Consider the following 18,086-nt stretch of genomic DNA (forward strand, 5'->3'; position numbering starts at 1 on the left):
CAAAAAGAATCGAAAATGAAGAAATATAGTATATTTGCTTTGGCGCTCGTTATGGGAGCAATGACGCTCACCTCTTGCGAAGACGCCTTCGGCAATTTCCTCGACAAGCAGCCAAGCAATGAGTTGACAAAAGCTGAGGTGTTGGGTAACTTCACTCTGTTGGAAGAGAACCACAACGATACTTACAACTTCCTGCTTCACGGTGCCAACCGTGTGAACAACTCATGGATGGATGCAGCTACCGACCTGGCAGAGTCAAGTATCGGTACATCAGGTACACGTACCACATTCAATATCGGTAACTATTATGGAGGTGGCGGTGCAGCAGAGCTGACTTCTCCTTGGGAGAGCCGCTATCGTGGTATCCGCAAGTGCAATATCACCATCAACACATTGGAGCAGGACACAGAGAACAAGCTTCGCCCTGCAGATGTTGACGTAGAACTTTACAATTCACGTAAGGCAAACTATATTGCAGAGGCCCGTTTCCTCCGTGCCTATTTCTACTGGGAACTGTTCCTCCGCTATGGTCCGGTGCCATTGGTTACAACCGAGCTCGACCCTAACGGTGACCTGATGACAGGTTATACAGAGCGCCCTGACCTCAAGACCTTCATGGATTATCTCTTCAAGGAGGTGAAGGAATGCGAGAGCAGTTTGAAGACTTACGCAGAGACCAGCGATGCTACCTATGCAGGTGAGGTAAACCAGCCTACAGCACGTGCCCTCTATGTTCGCATGATGCTCTACATGGCAAGTCCACGCTACTCAGCACAGAGCGGTGTTACCTGGCAGCAGGCTGCAGACGCAGCTGCGGGCTTCATCGCTGACTATGGTGAGAACTATAAGTTGGAAGACCGTACCAACGGTGGTGTAGCAGCCTACAACAATGCCTGGTTGCTCAACACTTATACCGACAAGAACCCTGAGGTTATCTTCTTCCGCAATGATGTAGCCATCGGTTGGAGCGGTATTTCTACCGATACTCCTGTAGGTGAAGGTGGACAGGGTGGTCTTTGCCCAAGCCAGAACCTCGTAGATATGTATGATATGGAAGATGGTTCAGCTCCTTTCAAGCAGTATGATGCAACAGGTGCTCCGGTTTATGTAAACGGCAAGCCTGTCATCAACGAAGAGAGCGGTTATACAGAGCAGAAGATGTGGAAGAACCGTGATCCACGCCTCGCAGCTACCATTCTTTACAATGGTTGTGAGTGGGGTCAGGCTACCAGCACCAAGACCAATGTCATTGATGTGGTTTATGGTCATCGCGATAATCCTATCGGCAACCAGAATGCTACTCCAACAGGTTACTATGTACGCAAGTATATTCCTGAGACCATCCTGAGCAGTAACCACAGCGGTACAGCCAAGCGCCTCTGGAAGATCTTTACCTATAGCGAACTGCTTCTGAACTATGCTGAGGCATTGAACGAGGCTGACTATGCAGGCAACAAGACACAGGTTTGCAACCTGCTCGACCAGATTCGTCATCGTGGCGGTATCATCGGTAATGTAGCCGACCGTGCAGACTTGAATTCCCAGACAGCTATGCGCAATTTCATCCACAAGGAGCGTACCATCGAACTTGCTTTCGAGGAGCACCGCTGGTGGGATGTACGTCGCTGGAACGTAGCAGGCGATGCGCTCGGCCGTGATATCTATGGTGTAGATGTGGCAGCAGATGGCACTATTACCCGTAAGGTAGCCCAGAAGCGCAAGTGGCAAGACAAGTTCTACCTCTATCCAATCCCAGAGGCTGAGGTTTGGAAGATTGGTCAGGACTTCCAGAACGATGGTTGGAAAGAATAACTCTTTTAATGATAGAATCGTATGAATAATATTCAGAATATATATAATAAGGTATCTTCATCAAGCAAAGTCTTGATGCTGAGTGCACTTCTCTGTGCTTCAAGCTCAGTCTTGGCACAGGAGCAGGTGCTCAAAGGCCGAATCGTCAACAGCCAGGGTGAACCAATCCCTGGAGCTGTTGTCAACGTGGCAGAGGAAAGCCGCATTGCCCTGACCGACAAGGAAGGTTACTTTACCTTGAAGAAGGTAACTCCTAGCGATGAAATCTGCGTTAGTAGCGTAGGTTACAAGAATGCTCAGGAGAAGGTGACCACTTTTGATGGCACATACGTCATCAAGATGGAAGATGATGCAGACGAGTATGAGCATCTCGCTCCTGTTCCTTTCGGCGAGCAGAAAAAGAAAATCTTGACAGATTCCCGTTCGGTTGTTTCAGGCGAGGAATTGCAGAAGCATCCTGTTACTATTCTTCAGAATGCCTTCACCTCAACACTGAATGGTGTGCAGACCTACGAGTGGTCTTCTGAGCCAGGATGGTCGGAGAGCTTCCTCTTTATCCGTGGTATCCGTACCACCAACCAGAGTGCCCGTTCTCCACTGATCATCGTGGATAACGTAGAGCGTGACCTCTCCTTCCTCGATGCTTATCCTATCGAGAGCATCACCGTATTGAAGGATGCTGCCGCTTCTTCTATCTATGGTATGCGTGGTGCCAATGGTGTGATTATGGTTACTACCAAGCGCGGTAATGCCGGTAAGACTAAGATTGATTTCACTCAGGAAGTCGGTTTCCAGACCCTCGCCAACAAGATGGAGGTTCAGAACTCTTACAACATGGCGATGACCCGTAACCAGGTACGCTATCTGAGCGGTATGGATCCGATGTACACCCAGGAGCAGCTCGACAACTACAAGTATGTATGCGATGGTGGAACGTTTGCTGACGATGATATCCGCAAGTACCAGTACTTCAATACATCTTGGGCAGACCAGTTGTATCGTGAAGCTGCACCGCAGTATCGCACCAACCTGCAGATTAGTGGCGGTAACCAGCGTGCCCGCTACTATGTAAGCTTTTCTTATCTGCGCCAGGAGGGTATGTGGAATACCGAGGGTACTGAAATGAATGATGGTTACAGCACTCAGCACGTACTGAACCGCTGGAATCTCCGTTCTAACATTGATATCGATGTATCCAAGTATCTGAATGTATCTCTCGACTTGGGTGGACGTATTGATAACATCTCTCAGCCTACTGAGGGCGTGTTCAACCTCGTTACCTTTGGTGTTATCGAGGCAAACCCTATGGCTCCTACCCATAACCCTGACGGAAGTATCTATTCTTCATCTACAGCCAACAACCCGGTACGTTACCTGGGTGGTTCCGGTTTGGAGAAGAACCGTCGCCGTAACTTGTATTCTACCTTGAATGCCAAGTACGATTTGAGTCCTGTATTGAAGGGCTTAGGCTTGTTCGGTACAGTCAGCTTCGATGCATACGAGACTTTCGAGTCAACACAGACTGCTCAGATGGATTCATGGAACTACGACTACGATAACCTGGCGGTTACCGATGTCAGCCAGTTCAAGTATACCAAATATACAACCAAGGCAGCTTTGAGCAACCCATCAGCTAATCAGCGTGGTTACTACTACAACCTGAATCTGTTTGGTGGTGTAAGTTATAAGAACAGTTTCGGTAAGCACAATGTAGATGCCCGTGCCTTTGCCCGTTACTACCGTAATGAGGAAGCAGGTTCAGATTACTCTACCCAGCAGAGTGCATCTTCAAACCGATATCTGGCATACAACTTCCAGGGAACATACGACTATGCCAACAAGTATATCGCCTCAGTCAACCTCTCTCGTATGGGATGTGACAACTTCTCACCAGACGACCGTTGGGGAACCTTCTGGGGTGCATCAGCAGGATGGGTACTCTCTGAGGAATCCTGGATGAAGAAACTTGGCTTTGTCAATCTTCTCAAGCTCCGTGCTTCTTATGGTGAGGCTGGTCAGTCATCTACAGGTGCAGGCCGTTACCCATATCAGAGTATCTATGGTACAGCTACCGGTTATGGTTTCGGTTATAACGGAACTCTTGTGAATGGCTATGCTGAGAGCAAGACCGGTAATATCAACAGTAAGTGGGAAATCTCCAAGATGGTAAACCTCGGTGTTGACTGGAACCTCTGGAACAGCAAACTCTATGGTAGCTTCGATGTCTTCAAGGAGTGGCGTTCTAACATCCTGGTATCCCGTTCAACCGTGCCAGAAACCATACTTGGTGTGCCTGTAGCACAGGATTCATATGGTAAGGTTGAAAGCCGCGGTTACGAACTCGTTCTCGGACATCGTGGCAATATCGGCAAGGACTTCAAGTACTTCATCGAGGGGCAGCTTACCTTCAATACCAACAAGATTACCGATATCGATGAAACTGCACCAGATGTAGAGTGGCAGCGCAAGGCAGGTCATAGAATCTATGACAACACTTCGGTAGCCGAACTCTATGAGCAGGCTCAGACAGGTACCAACCGTGTGGGTGGATGGAACATCTATAAGTTCGACCAGTGGGCTTCAGATCCAAACCTGATTGCAACCTCTCAGCAGGATGCTATCGACCATCCGGAAAAGTATCCATACAACAGCTTCTCTAATGGAGCACAGCAGTTGGGTACAGCGGTGTTCAAGGATATCAATGGTGACCGCGTGATTGACTCAAAGGATATGGTACCAGATTCATACACCATCATTCCTGAGATGATTCCAACCTTCAACTTCGGTTTCGAGTATAAGGGTTTCGATGCACGCATGATTGTGAATGCTTATCTCCGTCGCTCTGTATTCCTTTCACCAGCTATCAGCTACAGTGGATGGAGTAACATGGGTACCCATGAGGTAACAAAGGCTTGGGGTTACTATACTGATGACCCTTCTGATCCTCGCAACGTGAATGCTACTTATCCACGTCCTGTTTATAATGGATTCGATGCAGTTGATTCAGACCGTGCTACAGGCTCTTACCAGAACAACATCTGGGTACGTAATGGTAACTTCTGGTCAATCCGTAATATTGAGGTAGGATACTCTTTGCCTGCTAAGTTGATTTCTAAGTTGTGGATGACTAAGTGCCGCGTTTACTTCAGCGCTTATAATATTGCTACCTTTAGCAGTCTACCAGATGATGTAGACCCAGAGAAGCCATTGAGCTACTGCTGGTGGTATCCAAAGACAAAGTCATTTACATTTGGTATTAACATTGGTTTCTAATCAATTTTATCAAAAACGAATATGAAAAAGATATTAGTTAATATATCATTGGCGATGCTGGCTGTAGGAGGTATGACCTCCTGCAGCGACATCCTCGATAAGGAAGTCGACTTGACTTATACCGACGAGAACATCTACAGCAACTACGACCGTACCCGTGGTGTCTTGGCAAATGCCTATACCTATTTGCCTGATGCCTTTGCGGGATATACCGATGGTCAGTTCCGTGCTGCTTCTCGTGACTGTATGACCGATAATGCCCTTTCTTACTGGAATGTGCATTACTATCACAGTGTGTTGAACGATTCATACGATGCCAAGAACCACTGGTTTGCCAATAGTTATTGGAGCAACGATCTGAAGGGAATCCGTGTCTGCAACGACTTTATTTCAAAGGTACGTGAGAGTGTCATCGGAAATGCAGAGAAGAGCGGTGACGACAACAAACTCTGCGATCGTTACAAGGCAGAGGCGCGTTTCATTCGTGCCATCCTTCATTTCGATATGATTGGCTATTTCGGTGCAGTACCTATCGAAGATCATGTGTTGGATAATGCTGAGGCTGCTTCTATCACCCGTACTCCTGCTCCTGAAGCATTGAAGTGGGTAGCTGATGAATGCGATGCCATCATCCAGAGTGGTGCACTCCCATTCCGTTACAGCAATGAGAATGAGAACTGGGGACGTATCAATGGTGCTGCTGTCTATGCCTTGAAGTCAAGAGCATTGCTCTATCGTGCTTCTGCACTCAACAATCCTACAAATGATGTTACCTGGTGGCAGGAAGCTGCTGATGCAGCCCTTGCTTTCATCAATGCCAATAAGAGTTCTGCCAATCCTTATCGTCTGTACACTACAAGCGATAACAACCCTAACAAGAACTATTATGAGTGCTTCACCAGTACCCCTCACCTGAATCCTGAGTATATCCTCAGCCGCAGTGAGTGGAATACACGAGAAATTGAGATGTTCAACACTCCTTGTGGTTTCTCCGGTAATGTGAACTCTACCGGTCGTGTAAACCCTACACAGAATCTGGTTGATTCTTACGAGACCATCAATGGTCTTCCTATCGACCAGGATCCTTCTTACAATGACCAGGATCCTTACAAGAACCGTGACCCACGTCTGGAGCAGACCATCTTCCACCAGGGAAGCATCTGGGGTGACAAGAGCCAGGATGAGGAGCGTGCCGTTGATGTTTCTGTTGGCGGTAAGGACTATCAGGAACTTCATGGTGGTACTACAACCGGTTACTATTCTAAGAAGTTCGTTCACAATATGAGTTTCAAGAACCCTACCACTTATATCACAGCATGCCCTATCTTCCGCTATGCTGAGATTCTGCTCAATGCTGCTGAGGCTTTGAATGAGGCAAAGGGTCCTGATGCTGCCTACGACTATGTAAACCAGGTTCGTGCCCGTGTGGGTATGCCTGCTTACAAGGGTATGACCAAGGAACAGCTTCGTGAGCGTATCCGCAACGAGCGCCGCATCGAGTTGGCTTTCGAGGATCACCGTTTCTTCGACGAGCGCCGCTGGAAGTTGTTTGATGGCAAGAGTGCTGCTACAGAAAAGAGTGAGCCACGCTACAAGCAGGTTTACAACATCTATAGCGTTGTTGTTACTCCTGATGAGAGCCAGGTATATACTTATCGCAATGATAATACCCATCCTACCCGTGCGTTCTCTTCTCCTAAGAATTATTACTTCCCAGTGCCTGACGACACTTACAAGAAGAATCCTAACTTAGGACAGAATGCAGGTTGGGAACTCTCAGATGCTCCAAAGAAGGACGACACCACTGAGGGTGGAGATAACACTGAAGGTGGCGAGACTACTGAGGGTGAAACAACCGGCAAGTAATCTTTGTCAATATACATTATATATTTTAGGTGAGGTCTATGGCGAAAACACCATAGACCTTCCTTGGTTTAAAAAAATCATATCTTAAACTTGAAATCGTATGAAGAAGTTATTACTTTCTATCATGAGTCTGATGGCGATGAACGGAGCTATGGCTCAGACGCCTGTCGGCGATAATGATCTGGCTAATGCATACGCTACCCAAACGATAACAGGGCGCATCGCTGTGCATGACCCTTCTATCGTGATGGATGTTACGGGCTCTACCACCAACCCTAAATATTATATCTACGGTACGCATCTTGGCAGAGCCAAGACTTATGCTACGGGCAACTATCAGATATGGAACACCTTCAAAACTGGTGAGGAGAATGCCGGAACCAGCAACAGTCTTTTTGCTGACGTGAATGGTAAACTGATTAATTTTAAAGATGCTTACGCCACTCACGTCATCAAAAAGGTGAAGAACTATAAGGGCGAGGAAGTGGCTTTCGGCAACTTCGATGCCAATGGATGGCAGTATAAAGGACCTATCAACGTGAATGGCGTCTGGACTAACACTGCCAATACCGTAGCCGGAATGCAGTGGGCTCCTGATGTCATCTACAACAAGACCATGAAGAAATGGTGCATGTACATGAGTCTGAATGGTGACTACTGGTGTTCTACTATCGTATGTTTTACTTCCGATGAGCTGGAAGGTCCTTGGGTATATCAGGGACCGGTTATCTGTGGCGGTTTCTCTGGTAAATTCGGTCATAATGGCTATGCTACAGCTGATGATTGGAAGAATACCGATTTGGCGATTGCTACAGGATGCACTTCGCTTCCTGCCCGCTATGCTACTCCAGGCGATGCTTATGGTGCTTACTGGGGAGAATACTGGCCAAATTGTATTGACCCATGTGTGTTCTATGATGATGATGATAATCTCTGGATGAGTTACGGCTCATGGTCGGGTGGTATCTTCATGATCAGACTCGATAAGACCAACGGTCTTCGCGATTACACTTATACCTTCCCTTATCAGATTAATGGTGTTGATGCGATTCCTGGTTCCTACAATCAGGCTTGTACTTCTGATCCTTATTTCGGCAAGAAGATTGCCGGTGGATATTATGTTTCCGGCGAGGCAAGCTATATCCAGAAGGTGGGCAAGTTCTACTATCTCTTTATGAGTTATGGTGGTTTGACGGCTGCTGGTGGCTATCAGATTCGTGTTTTCCGTTCGGAGAAACCTGACGGACCTTATAAGGACTGTCTTACTTCAACGGGCATTGATGCCATGTATGGCAAGTATATCCTCAACTTCGGTGGCGATGCCAAGCGCGACGAGGGTGTGAAACTCTTCGGCAACTACCAGTGGGAAACCATGCCTAATGCCGAACTGGCTCAGGGACATAACTCAGCCATTGTAGACCATAAGGGACGAGCACTCATCGTTTACCATACCCGCTTCATGAATAGAGATGAGGAGCATGAGGTTCGTGTACATCAGCTCTTCGTTAACCAGGACGGTTGGCTGGTTGCTGCTCCTTACGAGTTTAGCGGCGAAACTTATACTGATAATGATATTGCTACCCAGCAGCTCTATGATGCAACAGAGGTAGAGGGAGATTATCAGATCATAGCTCATCCTTACCGTCAGAATACAGCGGCAATGGCTTATGAGAAACCTGTTACCATCCATCTCAATGCCGATGGTTCTATCTCGGGTGAGTATACCGGTAAATGGGAACTGGTGAGCGGTACAAGCTACATCAATCTTACCTTGAAGGGTGTTGCTACAGCCAATGCAGAGGTGAAGTTCAAGGGTGTGCTTACCGAGCAGACCATCGATTATACCAATATCAAGGCGCTCTGCTTTACAGCCCTCAGTTCTTCTGACGGTTTGGCTACATCAGGTGGTGCCAGCTTGCAGACTCGCGGTTTGAGTATCTGGGGAAGCAAGGCTGATGCCAAGGCGGCTATCAAATATACATTGGATAAGACCAGTGTTCCTTTTGCAGATGGTGCAACTTTGAATTCAAAGCCAAAACTCCCAACAGAGGGGCATCTCGGTGCTACCATTTCATGGAAGTCAAGCAATCCTTCTATTCTGACCGATGAGGGCGTAGTAAAAGGCAAGGGTAAGGTCACCATGACCATGACTGTCAGCAAGGACGGTTATGAATATACTAAGGATTATACCCTGAACATCGATGCTGAGGCTGAGGAAACGACTCCGGTTTACTATCCTGTTTCTGCACAGAAGAATACAACGAATGCCTATGCTACTAACCTGAGCCAGGATTATACTGTGAAGGCTGGCAATAAGGCACAGTTTAAGTTCTATAACTATACTGTGGGTGCAGAGTTTTACAAGAGTTGGGTATTGGGTGTTTCTAACGTAGCTCATGGCGCTGTTGGCTATAAGGAGTATGTTATGTTACGCAATGACAACTTTGAAAATATTGCCTGGAGCAACACAGGATGTGTCAGCGATTACAACTGGGATACATTTGCGAAGGATATGAATGGTTCTTTGGTAGATATGACCGTGGAATATGCAGCTACAGGCGCATTCAAGATGACTGCTGTGATTACCACAACGGATAATAAGGTGTATCATTATTCATATACAAAGACTATTACAGATAAGCCGTCTGAGATTAACGTGTTCTTTACCGGTGAGAACTCTTACATCGACGGCTCAAGCCTTTCTACAGGCATCTCGAACCCTATCATTATTCAGAAGAAGGATGATGGCAAGTGGTTCAATCTCTCCGGTCAGCAGGTAGACAAGAGCTACAAGGGTGTAGTGATTGTGAACGGAAAGAAATTTGTGAACAAGTAATTCTCTTATATATAATAAGGTGTAATTATATGAAGATTTCTAAAATACTATTGGGAGCAGCAATGTTCATTGCTGCTCCTGTTGTAAAAGGTGGTTGCCAGATGATGGCACAGAATGCTCCGCAGGAACCGATTGTGGTAGATACTCCTTTTGTCCACGACCCTGTAATGGCGTATGAGAATGGCAAGTACTATCTCTACTGCACAGGTCATGGCATCACGCAGATGACTTCCACCGACCGCAAGCATTGGACCATCGTTCCTCAGGGCGTGCTCAAGAACAGCGAGATTCCGGTATGGACGCATGATAGTGTGCCTGGTTTTACCACGCATATCTGGGCTCCGGATGTTATCCGCTTCAAGAACAAGTGGTATCTGGCTTATTCCTGTTCCACCTTTGGTAAGAACACATCTGCCATCGGCTTGCTGAGCAATACTTCCTTATCTGATAAGGATGGATGGAAGGATGAGGGCTGCCTCATCGCCTCCAAGGGCGATAGAGACAATTGGAATGCCATCGATCCGAATTTCATTGTTGATGAGAAGGGAAACCCTTGGCTTACCTGGGGCTCTTTCTGGGATGGCATCCAAATGATCAAGTTGGATAAGAAGACGATGCATGTCAAGAAGGGCGCCAAGCCTCAGACCATCGCCCGCCGTCATGCCGTAGGCGATACTTCTGCAGAGCCGAATCCTACCTCCAAGTTTGCCGGTACCAATGCCATCGAGGCTCCTTTCATCATGAAGCATGGTGGTTATTACTATCTCTTCGTGAGCTGGGATTACTGCTGCCGTGGCATCAAGAGCAACTATCGTGTTGCCGTGGGCAGAAGCAAGAAGGTGGCCGGTCCTTATTTGGATAAGGCAGGCAGAGACATGCGCAATGGCGGTGGTACGCTGATTCTGGAAGGCGATAAGAAAGAATATGAGGCGATGGGCCATTGCTCTGCCTACTCTTTCCCTGATGGCGATTACTTCTTCTGTCATGGTTATAGTGTAGCCAAGAATGGTGCCAGCATCCTGGTTCAGAAGAAAATCAACTGGACGGAAGATGGGTGGCTGACGTTGGAATAACGTCGCGACGTATCTGTCGCTACGTCGTGACGCGTCGATTGCTACGTCGTGACGCCTCAGATGTTACGTCGTGACGTAATTTCGGGAACATCGGCAAGTGGAGACGCTTACGCTTTATTTTTAAAACAGAGGGTGTGTCATAAGTCTGGATAATAGTTGGTGCATAACAGTTGACCACCGCATGCACAACAGGTGTTGTGCATGCGCATATCAGCTGTTATGCAAGCGCACAACAGCTGTTGTGCGACCGAAGATACTAACTATCTCAACAACATATCCTATCTTTTCCAACAACAAGAATAGGGTGAATCATAAACTTATGACACACCCTCGCTCATTTGTCCGGTAGCTTGTAAGTTGTTGAAAATAAGTAATTTATAAGACTGTGGATAATTTGTCCGGACAAATTCAATTTGTCCGTGTTGTTTTTTTAGCCCTTTTTTGCTTGAAAACCATGGGATATGGTGCCGAAACCTATGAGATGCTGGAAAGAAACCTATGAGTTATGATGAAAGAAACCATGAGTTGTGAGGGAGAAAACTATGACTTAGTTTTTTAACAAATCAAGTCGGCTCGAAGTACTCGGCTCATCCTAACTATATAAGCATCAAAAAAAACGAAACAGATAACTTGGTAAGCTTCTGTTTCGGATTTTTTCTTTATTCTTCCTTAATCTTCCAATCGCTGATAGTGCGCTGGGTGCTGTCAATTAGATTTCTATGAGTATAGAATTTAAGTGTTAAAACTAAGTTAAAACAGCGTTTATTCCGCTACGAGCGATAAAAAAACGTTTTCGTAGCGAAATAAGCGCTGTTTTCTTTCGCTATTTCCGAAATTAGTTGTATATTTGCAGCGAACCAATTGGGTATGATTATGTGTGAAATAATAGGTAGAAAAAAGGAAATAGCAGAACTGAAGCGTTGCTACGAAAGTGGTAGGGCTGAGTTTGTGGCTGTGTATGGGCGTCGCCGTGTCGGTAAAACATTCTTGATTGATGAGGTGTTTCACGATGATATGGTGTTTCATCATACAGGATTGTCGCCTTACGACCGTCGTCGGAAGGTAACCTTGAAAGACCAGTTGCAGAATTTCTATTTCTCGCTTCTTCGTCATGGTATGGAGGATATTGCACAACCTAAGTCGTGGATGGAGGCTTTCTTTTTGCTGGAACGTTTTTTGGAAACTTGCGATAATGGGTCCCGACAGGTGGTGTTTATTGATGAATTGCCATGGATGGATACGGCACGTTCTGGTTTTCTTACGGCATTAGAGGCATTCTGGAATGGTTGGGGCAATATGCGCCACAATCTGTTGCTCGTAGTCTGTGGTTCTGCCACCTCCTGGATGCTTGATAATCTAATCAATAATAAAGGAGGATTATATGGCCGTTTGACAGGCGAAATCAAACTGTCGCCGTTTTCATTGAAAGAATGCGAGGAGTTTTATCAGAGTCGTGGCATCAGAATGTCCCGTTATAATATTACGCAGGCTTATATGATTATGGGCGGAATTCCTTTCTATATGAATTTCTTTAATCCTTCCTGTAGTCTAGCTCAGAACATAGATGCCTTGTTCTTTGTCCGCAATGCGAAGTTAGGGGATGAGTTTGACAGGCTTTTCAATTCTGTGTTTGATCATGCCGAAGACTGTATGAAGATTATCCGCTTTTTGGGTACCAGGCATGCTGGTTTCACTCGTAAGGAGATAGCAGAACATATCGGTATGAATCCGAATGGTGATTTTACCAAGATGTTGAAAGCCTTGATGGGTAGTGATTTTGTGGTGAAATATACTCCTTTCGGTTTCAGTCAGCGAGAGGAGTATTATAAGCTTATTGATTCCTTTTGCTGGTTCTGGCTTCATTTTAAGGAGAAGAAGGCTGTAAATCAAACTGATTACTGGCAGCAGCATTTGAAGGAAAGCGATGTTGCCTCATGGCGTGGCATTGCTTTCGAGGAGGTTTGTTTGCAGCATATTTCACAGATAAAATATGCTCTTCATATAGGTGCAGTATCTTCGCAGGAATCTTCGCTTATAGTGAAAGGAAGCGAGGAGGCTGATGGCATGCAGATTGACTTGCTGATAGACAGGGCTGATGATGCGGTGAATGTTTGTGAGATGAAATTTTATAAGGCTCCTTATGCCGTGTCCAAGGGCTATACTCAGGTGCTGAATAGCCGTTTGCAGGCTTTGGAAGAAAAGAACCCTACCAAGACATTCCTCCTTACGTATGTGGGAAATTCCGAACTGGTGAGTAATGAATACTCCGATATATTCCGGGCATCAGTAACACTAGATGATTTGTTTATTTGATGAATGGTATTTTAGAGTGTAAAAATGAAGAGAAGAGAATTCGTATTGTTGAGATATTCCGTGTTCTTCACCTTATTATATATATTAGTAGGGTGTACCGAAAACCGGGTACAAATGCACAGATTACAGGTTATAGACAGCTTGATGGAAGCACATCCTCAAGCAGCCTATGATAGTTTGTGCCGTTTTGATTCTTTGGAGATGGAGGATGCTCCTCGTAAGGTTGCGATGAAATGCCGAATGTTGATGGCTAAGGCACAGAACAAACTTTATCTATCTATGCCTACTGATTCCATATTTCAAGAGGTGGTTGATTATTATGATAGTAAAGGAAGTGATAATGAGAAAATGCAAGCTTATTATCTAATGGGATGTGTGTATCGTGACCAAAAGGAGGCACCAAGAGCCATGATGAGCTATAAAAAGGCAGTAGAGTATGCTGATACGTTGAGTAAAAAGTGTGATTATTGTACTCTCTCTAAGGTTTATGGGCAAATGGCAGAGATTTATAGCAGACAATATTTGCATAGCAAAGCAGTCGAAAATTTTCATAAGTATAGTGATTATTCTTTTCTTTCCAATAACAAAAAAGACGGGATACAAGGATTATTATTTGCATCTATTGAATATTATAGTATGGGAGATACTTTAAAAGCTTTGAATTTACAAGCGCATTGTCGTAAACTGTATTTGCAGAGCGGAATGCGTAAAGAAGCTGCTTTGTCTTATCCTAGACTTATTTATACATTATTGAATCGAGCCAATTATAAAAAGGCTGCTCATTATATGTCTCTCTTTGAATCGCAGTCAGGGTTGTTTGACAGCCATCATAATATAAAACAAGGACATGAACATTATTATAAGGCAAAAGGGCTTTATTTTTTGGGAATACACAGGTTGGATTCATCTGAATACTATTTCCGAAAGCTAGGGGCATACGGGATGAAATATGAGTCTTGCAATGGATTGTTGTCTGTTTTTAGTAAATTAGACCAAAAGGATTCTGTCAAGAAATATGCAGTACTTAGTGAGCAGGAAATGGATAAAATCTTGAATAGTACTCAGGCTGATGCTGTGATTCAGGCAAATTCTCTTTATTACTATGAACGTTTGCAAAAGCAAATGAGTGATATGGTAATACAGGAAGAAAAAAATAAAAATGTATTGCTACTTATGGGATTTATTGCTTTATTCTTTAGTATTTATGCATATCCTCAAATCCGCAACCTATAGGGTTTAGTGGGATTTTGCTTGCAAAGCGACAAAATTCATTTTATCGTACATATTTCTTGCACAACAGAAATGTCGCAGACACAAAATCCCCTTACCCCATAAAGCGACTTGAGGTAATACGCTGGTTTAACCAGAAAAGCATGGTCTTTAACCAAAGTCTGTCTTGAACAGGTTGGCATAAGCATTGTTGTCTGAGTAAATGTTCAATACATGCCTACGTGATGTCTTAATCCATTTCGCAGGAACAGAGATGAACTTGAAAACAAAGGTCTTGATTCTGCTGGTGGCACGCAATCCAAATTCATGGGTTTTCAATCTCTGCATAATAGCTTTGTAGAAGTTTCTGATGAGAGCTGTCATAAGCAGGAATACAGTATTCTGTGCCATGAACGATTTTGGCAATCGATTCCAGCCAAAGCCATTGTTCATGTCATCGAAGATGCGTTCCTTGCCACCACGAAGATTGTAGAATTCCACGATGTCTCTTGCACTCGACTTGTAATCGTTAGTCAGTATACATCTGTAGGTATATTCGCCTTCCCAAATGTCAAGGTCTCCATCTATTCGCCTTTGTCTCTGTATGACAAGACGATACGGTTTTCCTTTCCATTTCTCAACAAGGATAGAATTCAACTCAAACTCAATACCGTTGATTTCAACAGTTTTCCATCCAGTTAAGGCAAACATGGAATCGTAGAAAGAAGAGCATCTGTTGGCACGAATATAAAAATACCTGCAATGAGCCTCTACCATATCTACGATTTCCTCCGAACATGAGCCGCAATCCATGCGGGCACGAGAAATATATATTTCCGAAGCCTCCAATCGCTTGAAGATTCTTTCCAAAGTTTCTTTTTGGTTGAAGCGCACGTTTGTGTTGCCGTCTCTATTTTCAATACCAACAATCATGTCGTTAATGACAGCTACACCTGGACTATAGCCCAAGAACTTCTTGTAGGTTGGTTTTGCATCATACTTCTCTGTTTCAATGAACTGATGGTCAAAGTCAAAATCATACTCTTGACCGGATTTCAATTGACCAGTAGCAAGCAGGGCATTGACCAGTAAGCAGTTCATCTTGTCTGCAGTATTGAAATCATAGGATTTGCCAGAAGCAGACTTATAGGTGATGCTCTTAAAGGTCAGTTCTTCGATAGCACGTAATATGGTGTCTGCGCTGCAAGTGCGAAGAGTTGGATGAAGAGATAAATGTTTCATCAGGTGAGTTGTAACATCCTCAATACATGAGCCACCACAAAGATATACGCACATCAGAGAGCGTAGAATCTCGCTATATTGATAACCAAACATAGTGCATCTCAATCCCAAGGTGGAATCTATGGTTTGAGCTAAAAGAGCATCAAATTGCTCCATAATCGAAAAAATTCCCCCAAAAGGAGTGAGTTTCTCAGATTTTATTTGTACTTTTGCCATGTCATTCAGAATTTTGTTTGTTTTTATTTTGCAACACTAAGATAAGTGAAATTTCTGACATGGCAAAATCCTGAGCAACTTTTTGTTGCTCAGGTGCTTATAAAAAATATTAAATTATAGTGTTGCGGAAATTAGACATATAATAAAAATAAGAATAATTTGCGAAAGAAGGAAATAAGGTTGGCAAAATTAAATAAAGAGTACCTACAAGCTGTCGATAATGCTCAAAACACCATTGCTGATTATATGGAACTTAAGAAGAATACGACTTTGTTTGAGCAAAAAATGATAAAAAAAATAAATGTTTTACAAGATGTAATAGATCAATATGAAGCAAAACTCGAGAACGTAAAACAGTCTGATCGTATTATTGCAATAGAGAATAGTGACATATTTTTAAAATTCAAGAATGCTACGACACCTAAGTTGAAAGCAATTCTTCCGAATCAGGATGATTGGAAAACCTTAGAAATATTATTTAAACAATATTTCCCTTTGGTCTATGCAAAAATATCTAGAACAAAGTTAAGTACACAAGAGTTTCATGTGTGTGTATTATCTTGGCTAAAGTTTGATAATCGAGAAATGAGCATACTCTTGCAGACAACAACAAGTTCGATTTGTAATGCAAAGCAAAAGGCAAATTATAAGTTATTTGACCAAAATAGTGCTTCTTCTTTATATAAAAATTTGTCAACGCTCATACAGTAAAAGTACAATTTCGTATTGATGAATTTTTGGTGAATAGTTTTTCTAACTATCTAAAAATGAGGTGGAAATAATGTATTTGATTGCAACTAATGAATATTTGGTGAATATTATTTCCTTCATGTTTTTTGATTTCTTTAGTCCTTTTTGTACCTTTGCAAACGGACAAAAATATCAAAAATATGAAGAAAGTCTTGTTAGTAAGTTTATCGATGTTGGTAATATTGCCAAGTATTCGATTTGTTGCGAATCCGCTATATGCGCAACAGTTAATTATGGGAGGGCAGTATGATCATCCTCGTGATGAGGGACATGTTTCTCGTATACCTCTTCCTCCTATATATATAACTCAGGAGGAACATAAGATAGAATTCGGTGTACGATATGCTGGGAATATGATAGAAGTGATGGATGATGATATGGTATTATTCATTACTACAATTGACGCAAATGGATGCGTCAATATTCCTGCAAAAATAATAGGTACAGTGAAACTTGTCTTATTACTGGAAAAATCAACTTATAGTGCAAACATAAATTTATACTAATATGGTGACAAAATGAAGAAATCTTTAAACAATATATTGGTAGTCGGCGGTGCAGGATTTGTTGGATCAAATCTCTGTGAGAGATTGTTGCATGAAGGATGTCATATTATATGTATAGATAATCTATACACGGGATGTCTCGATAACATCAAAACTCTTTTAGACAACCCAAACTTTGAGTTTAGACAAATTGATGTTGCTGATAGAGAGGCTTTGGGTAGCTTGAAGTCGCTTCACGTAGATGAGATTTATCATTTGGCTTGTCCTGCTTCTCCTGTTCATTATCAAAAGGATGCAGTCTATACAACTCGTGTCTCTGTAGAGGGAACGCTCAATATGTTGGAATTGGCAAGATATTTCCACTGTCCTATACTCTATTCTTCAACAAGTGAGGTGTATGGCGATCCTTTGACTCATCCTCAACGAGAAGATTATCTGGGTAATGTGAACACCATAGGCCCTCGTGCATGTTATGACGAGGGCAAGCGCTGTGCGGAAAGCCTTTGCACGGATTTTCATCGCCAATATGGAGTGGATGTCAGAATCATTCGCATCTTCAATACTTATGGCCCCAAAATGGCAATAGATGATGGGAGAGTTATCTCAAACTTCATTGTTCAGGCTTTGCAAGGAAAGGATATAACGGTGAATGGGAATGGCAACCAAACTCGCTCCTTCATGTATATTGATGACTTATTGGAGGGAATGGTAAGGGTGATGGCTAGTAAATATCATAGCCCAATCAATCTTGGCAATCCAGAGGAAGTTTCTGTCTTGGACTTGGCTCATAAGGTATTGGAATTGACAAAGTCAAGTTCTGAAATTAAATTTCAAACCTTGCCGCAAGATGACCCATGTCGCCGTTGTCCTGACATATCTTTGGCAAGAAAGAACTTGGATGGTTGGAAACCAAAAGTCTCTTTGGAGAAAGGCTTGTTGAAGACAATAGATTATTTCTCTCAAAAAATATGATGTTACATATTACTCTAC

The 18,086-nt window shown here is 43.7% G+C and carries 11 protein-coding genes; 10 read left to right on the plus strand and 1 reads right to left on the minus strand.

Annotated features, from left to right (window positions below):
* Window positions 1–15 precede the first annotated feature (15 nt).
* The 7 genes from ONT08_RS11980 (at window position 16) to ONT08_RS12010 (ending at window position 14,406) form a co-directional block, all read left to right on the plus strand.
* Window positions 16–1,812, plus strand: coding sequence for a RagB/SusD family nutrient uptake outer membrane protein (locus ONT08_RS11980; RefSeq protein WP_203053336.1), 1,797 nt, complete (start codon window positions 16–18; stop codon window positions 1,810–1,812).
* A 21-nt stretch (window positions 1,813–1,833) separates the two neighbouring features.
* Entirely contained in the window at window positions 1,834–5,085 is a 3,252-nt protein-coding gene (locus ONT08_RS11985; RefSeq protein ID WP_264960032.1) for a SusC/RagA family TonB-linked outer membrane protein, read from the plus strand.
* A 21-nt stretch (window positions 5,086–5,106) separates the two neighbouring features.
* Window positions 5,107–6,951, plus strand: a complete 1,845-nt coding sequence (locus tag ONT08_RS11990; protein ID WP_264960033.1) for a RagB/SusD family nutrient uptake outer membrane protein — start codon at window positions 5,107–5,109, stop codon at window positions 6,949–6,951.
* A 100-nt stretch (window positions 6,952–7,051) separates the two neighbouring features.
* Window positions 7,052–9,787, plus strand: a complete 2,736-nt coding sequence (locus ONT08_RS11995) for a glycoside hydrolase family 43 protein (RefSeq protein WP_264960034.1) — start codon at window positions 7,052–7,054, stop codon at window positions 9,785–9,787.
* A 101-nt stretch (window positions 9,788–9,888) separates the two neighbouring features.
* Window positions 9,889–10,860, plus strand: coding sequence for a family 43 glycosylhydrolase (locus tag ONT08_RS12000; protein ID WP_264960171.1), 972 nt, complete (start codon window positions 9,889–9,891; stop codon window positions 10,858–10,860).
* Window positions 10,861–11,733: 873 nt separating this feature from the next.
* Complete coding sequence (locus ONT08_RS12005; RefSeq protein WP_264960035.1) at window positions 11,734–13,173, plus strand: AAA family ATPase; 1,440 nt, start codon at window positions 11,734–11,736, stop codon at window positions 13,171–13,173.
* A gap of 24 nt (window positions 13,174–13,197) precedes the next feature.
* Entirely contained in the window at window positions 13,198–14,406 is a 1,209-nt protein-coding gene (locus tag ONT08_RS12010) for a hypothetical protein (RefSeq protein ID WP_264960036.1), read from the plus strand.
* A 147-nt stretch (window positions 14,407–14,553) separates the two neighbouring features.
* Here ONT08_RS12010 and ONT08_RS12015 read toward each other — a convergent pair whose 3' ends face one another.
* Window positions 14,554–15,840, minus strand: a complete 1,287-nt coding sequence (locus ONT08_RS12015; protein ID WP_264959240.1) for an IS1380 family transposase — start codon at window positions 15,838–15,840, stop codon at window positions 14,554–14,556.
* Between the two features lie 180 nt (window positions 15,841–16,020).
* On the opposite strand from ONT08_RS12015, the gene ONT08_RS12020 reads away from it, so the two are divergent.
* From ONT08_RS12020 to ONT08_RS12030, 3 genes are all read left to right on the plus strand, one after another.
* Window positions 16,021–16,551, plus strand: coding sequence for a hypothetical protein (locus ONT08_RS12020; protein ID WP_264960037.1), 531 nt, complete (start codon window positions 16,021–16,023; stop codon window positions 16,549–16,551).
* A gap of 179 nt (window positions 16,552–16,730) precedes the next feature.
* The gene (locus ONT08_RS12025) at window positions 16,731–17,096 is read left to right on the plus strand and encodes a hypothetical protein (protein ID WP_151201728.1); all 366 of its coding nucleotides are present in this window, start codon (window positions 16,731–16,733) and stop codon (window positions 17,094–17,096) included.
* Between the two features lie 12 nt (window positions 17,097–17,108).
* Entirely contained in the window at window positions 17,109–18,068 is a 960-nt protein-coding gene (locus ONT08_RS12030) for a UDP-glucuronic acid decarboxylase family protein (protein ID WP_264960038.1), read from the plus strand.
* Window positions 18,069–18,086 lie beyond the last annotated feature (18 nt).

The sequence above is a fragment of the Segatella copri genome (assembly GCF_026015465.1).
In the GTDB taxonomy this organism is placed as follows: domain Bacteria; phylum Bacteroidota; class Bacteroidia; order Bacteroidales; family Bacteroidaceae; genus Prevotella; species Prevotella copri_E.

Bases quoted from the DNA above. Each gene is read 5' to 3' on its own strand.
- ONT08_RS11980 (WP_203053336.1), top strand. From the start codon at position 16: ATGAAGAAATATAGTATATTTGCTTTGGCGCTCGTTATGGGAGCAATG.
- ONT08_RS11985 (WP_264960032.1), top strand. From the start codon at position 1,834: ATGAATAATATTCAGAATATATATAATAAGGTATCTTCATCAAGCAAA.
- ONT08_RS11990 (WP_264960033.1), top strand. From the start codon at position 5,107: ATGAAAAAGATATTAGTTAATATATCATTGGCGATGCTGGCTGTAGGA.
- ONT08_RS11995 (WP_264960034.1), top strand. From the start codon at position 7,052: ATGAAGAAGTTATTACTTTCTATCATGAGTCTGATGGCGATGAACGGA.
- ONT08_RS12000 (WP_264960171.1), top strand. From the start codon at position 9,889: ATGATGGCACAGAATGCTCCGCAGGAACCGATTGTGGTAGATACTCCT.
- ONT08_RS12005 (WP_264960035.1), top strand. From the start codon at position 11,734: ATGTGTGAAATAATAGGTAGAAAAAAGGAAATAGCAGAACTGAAGCGT.
- ONT08_RS12010 (WP_264960036.1), top strand. From the start codon at position 13,198: ATGAAGAGAAGAGAATTCGTATTGTTGAGATATTCCGTGTTCTTCACC.
- ONT08_RS12015 (WP_264959240.1), bottom strand. From the start codon at position 15,840: ATGGCAAAAGTACAAATAAAATCTGAGAAACTCACTCCTTTTGGGGGA.
- ONT08_RS12025 (WP_151201728.1), top strand. From the start codon at position 16,731: ATGAAGAAAGTCTTGTTAGTAAGTTTATCGATGTTGGTAATATTGCCA.
- ONT08_RS12030 (WP_264960038.1), top strand. From the start codon at position 17,109: ATGAAGAAATCTTTAAACAATATATTGGTAGTCGGCGGTGCAGGATTT.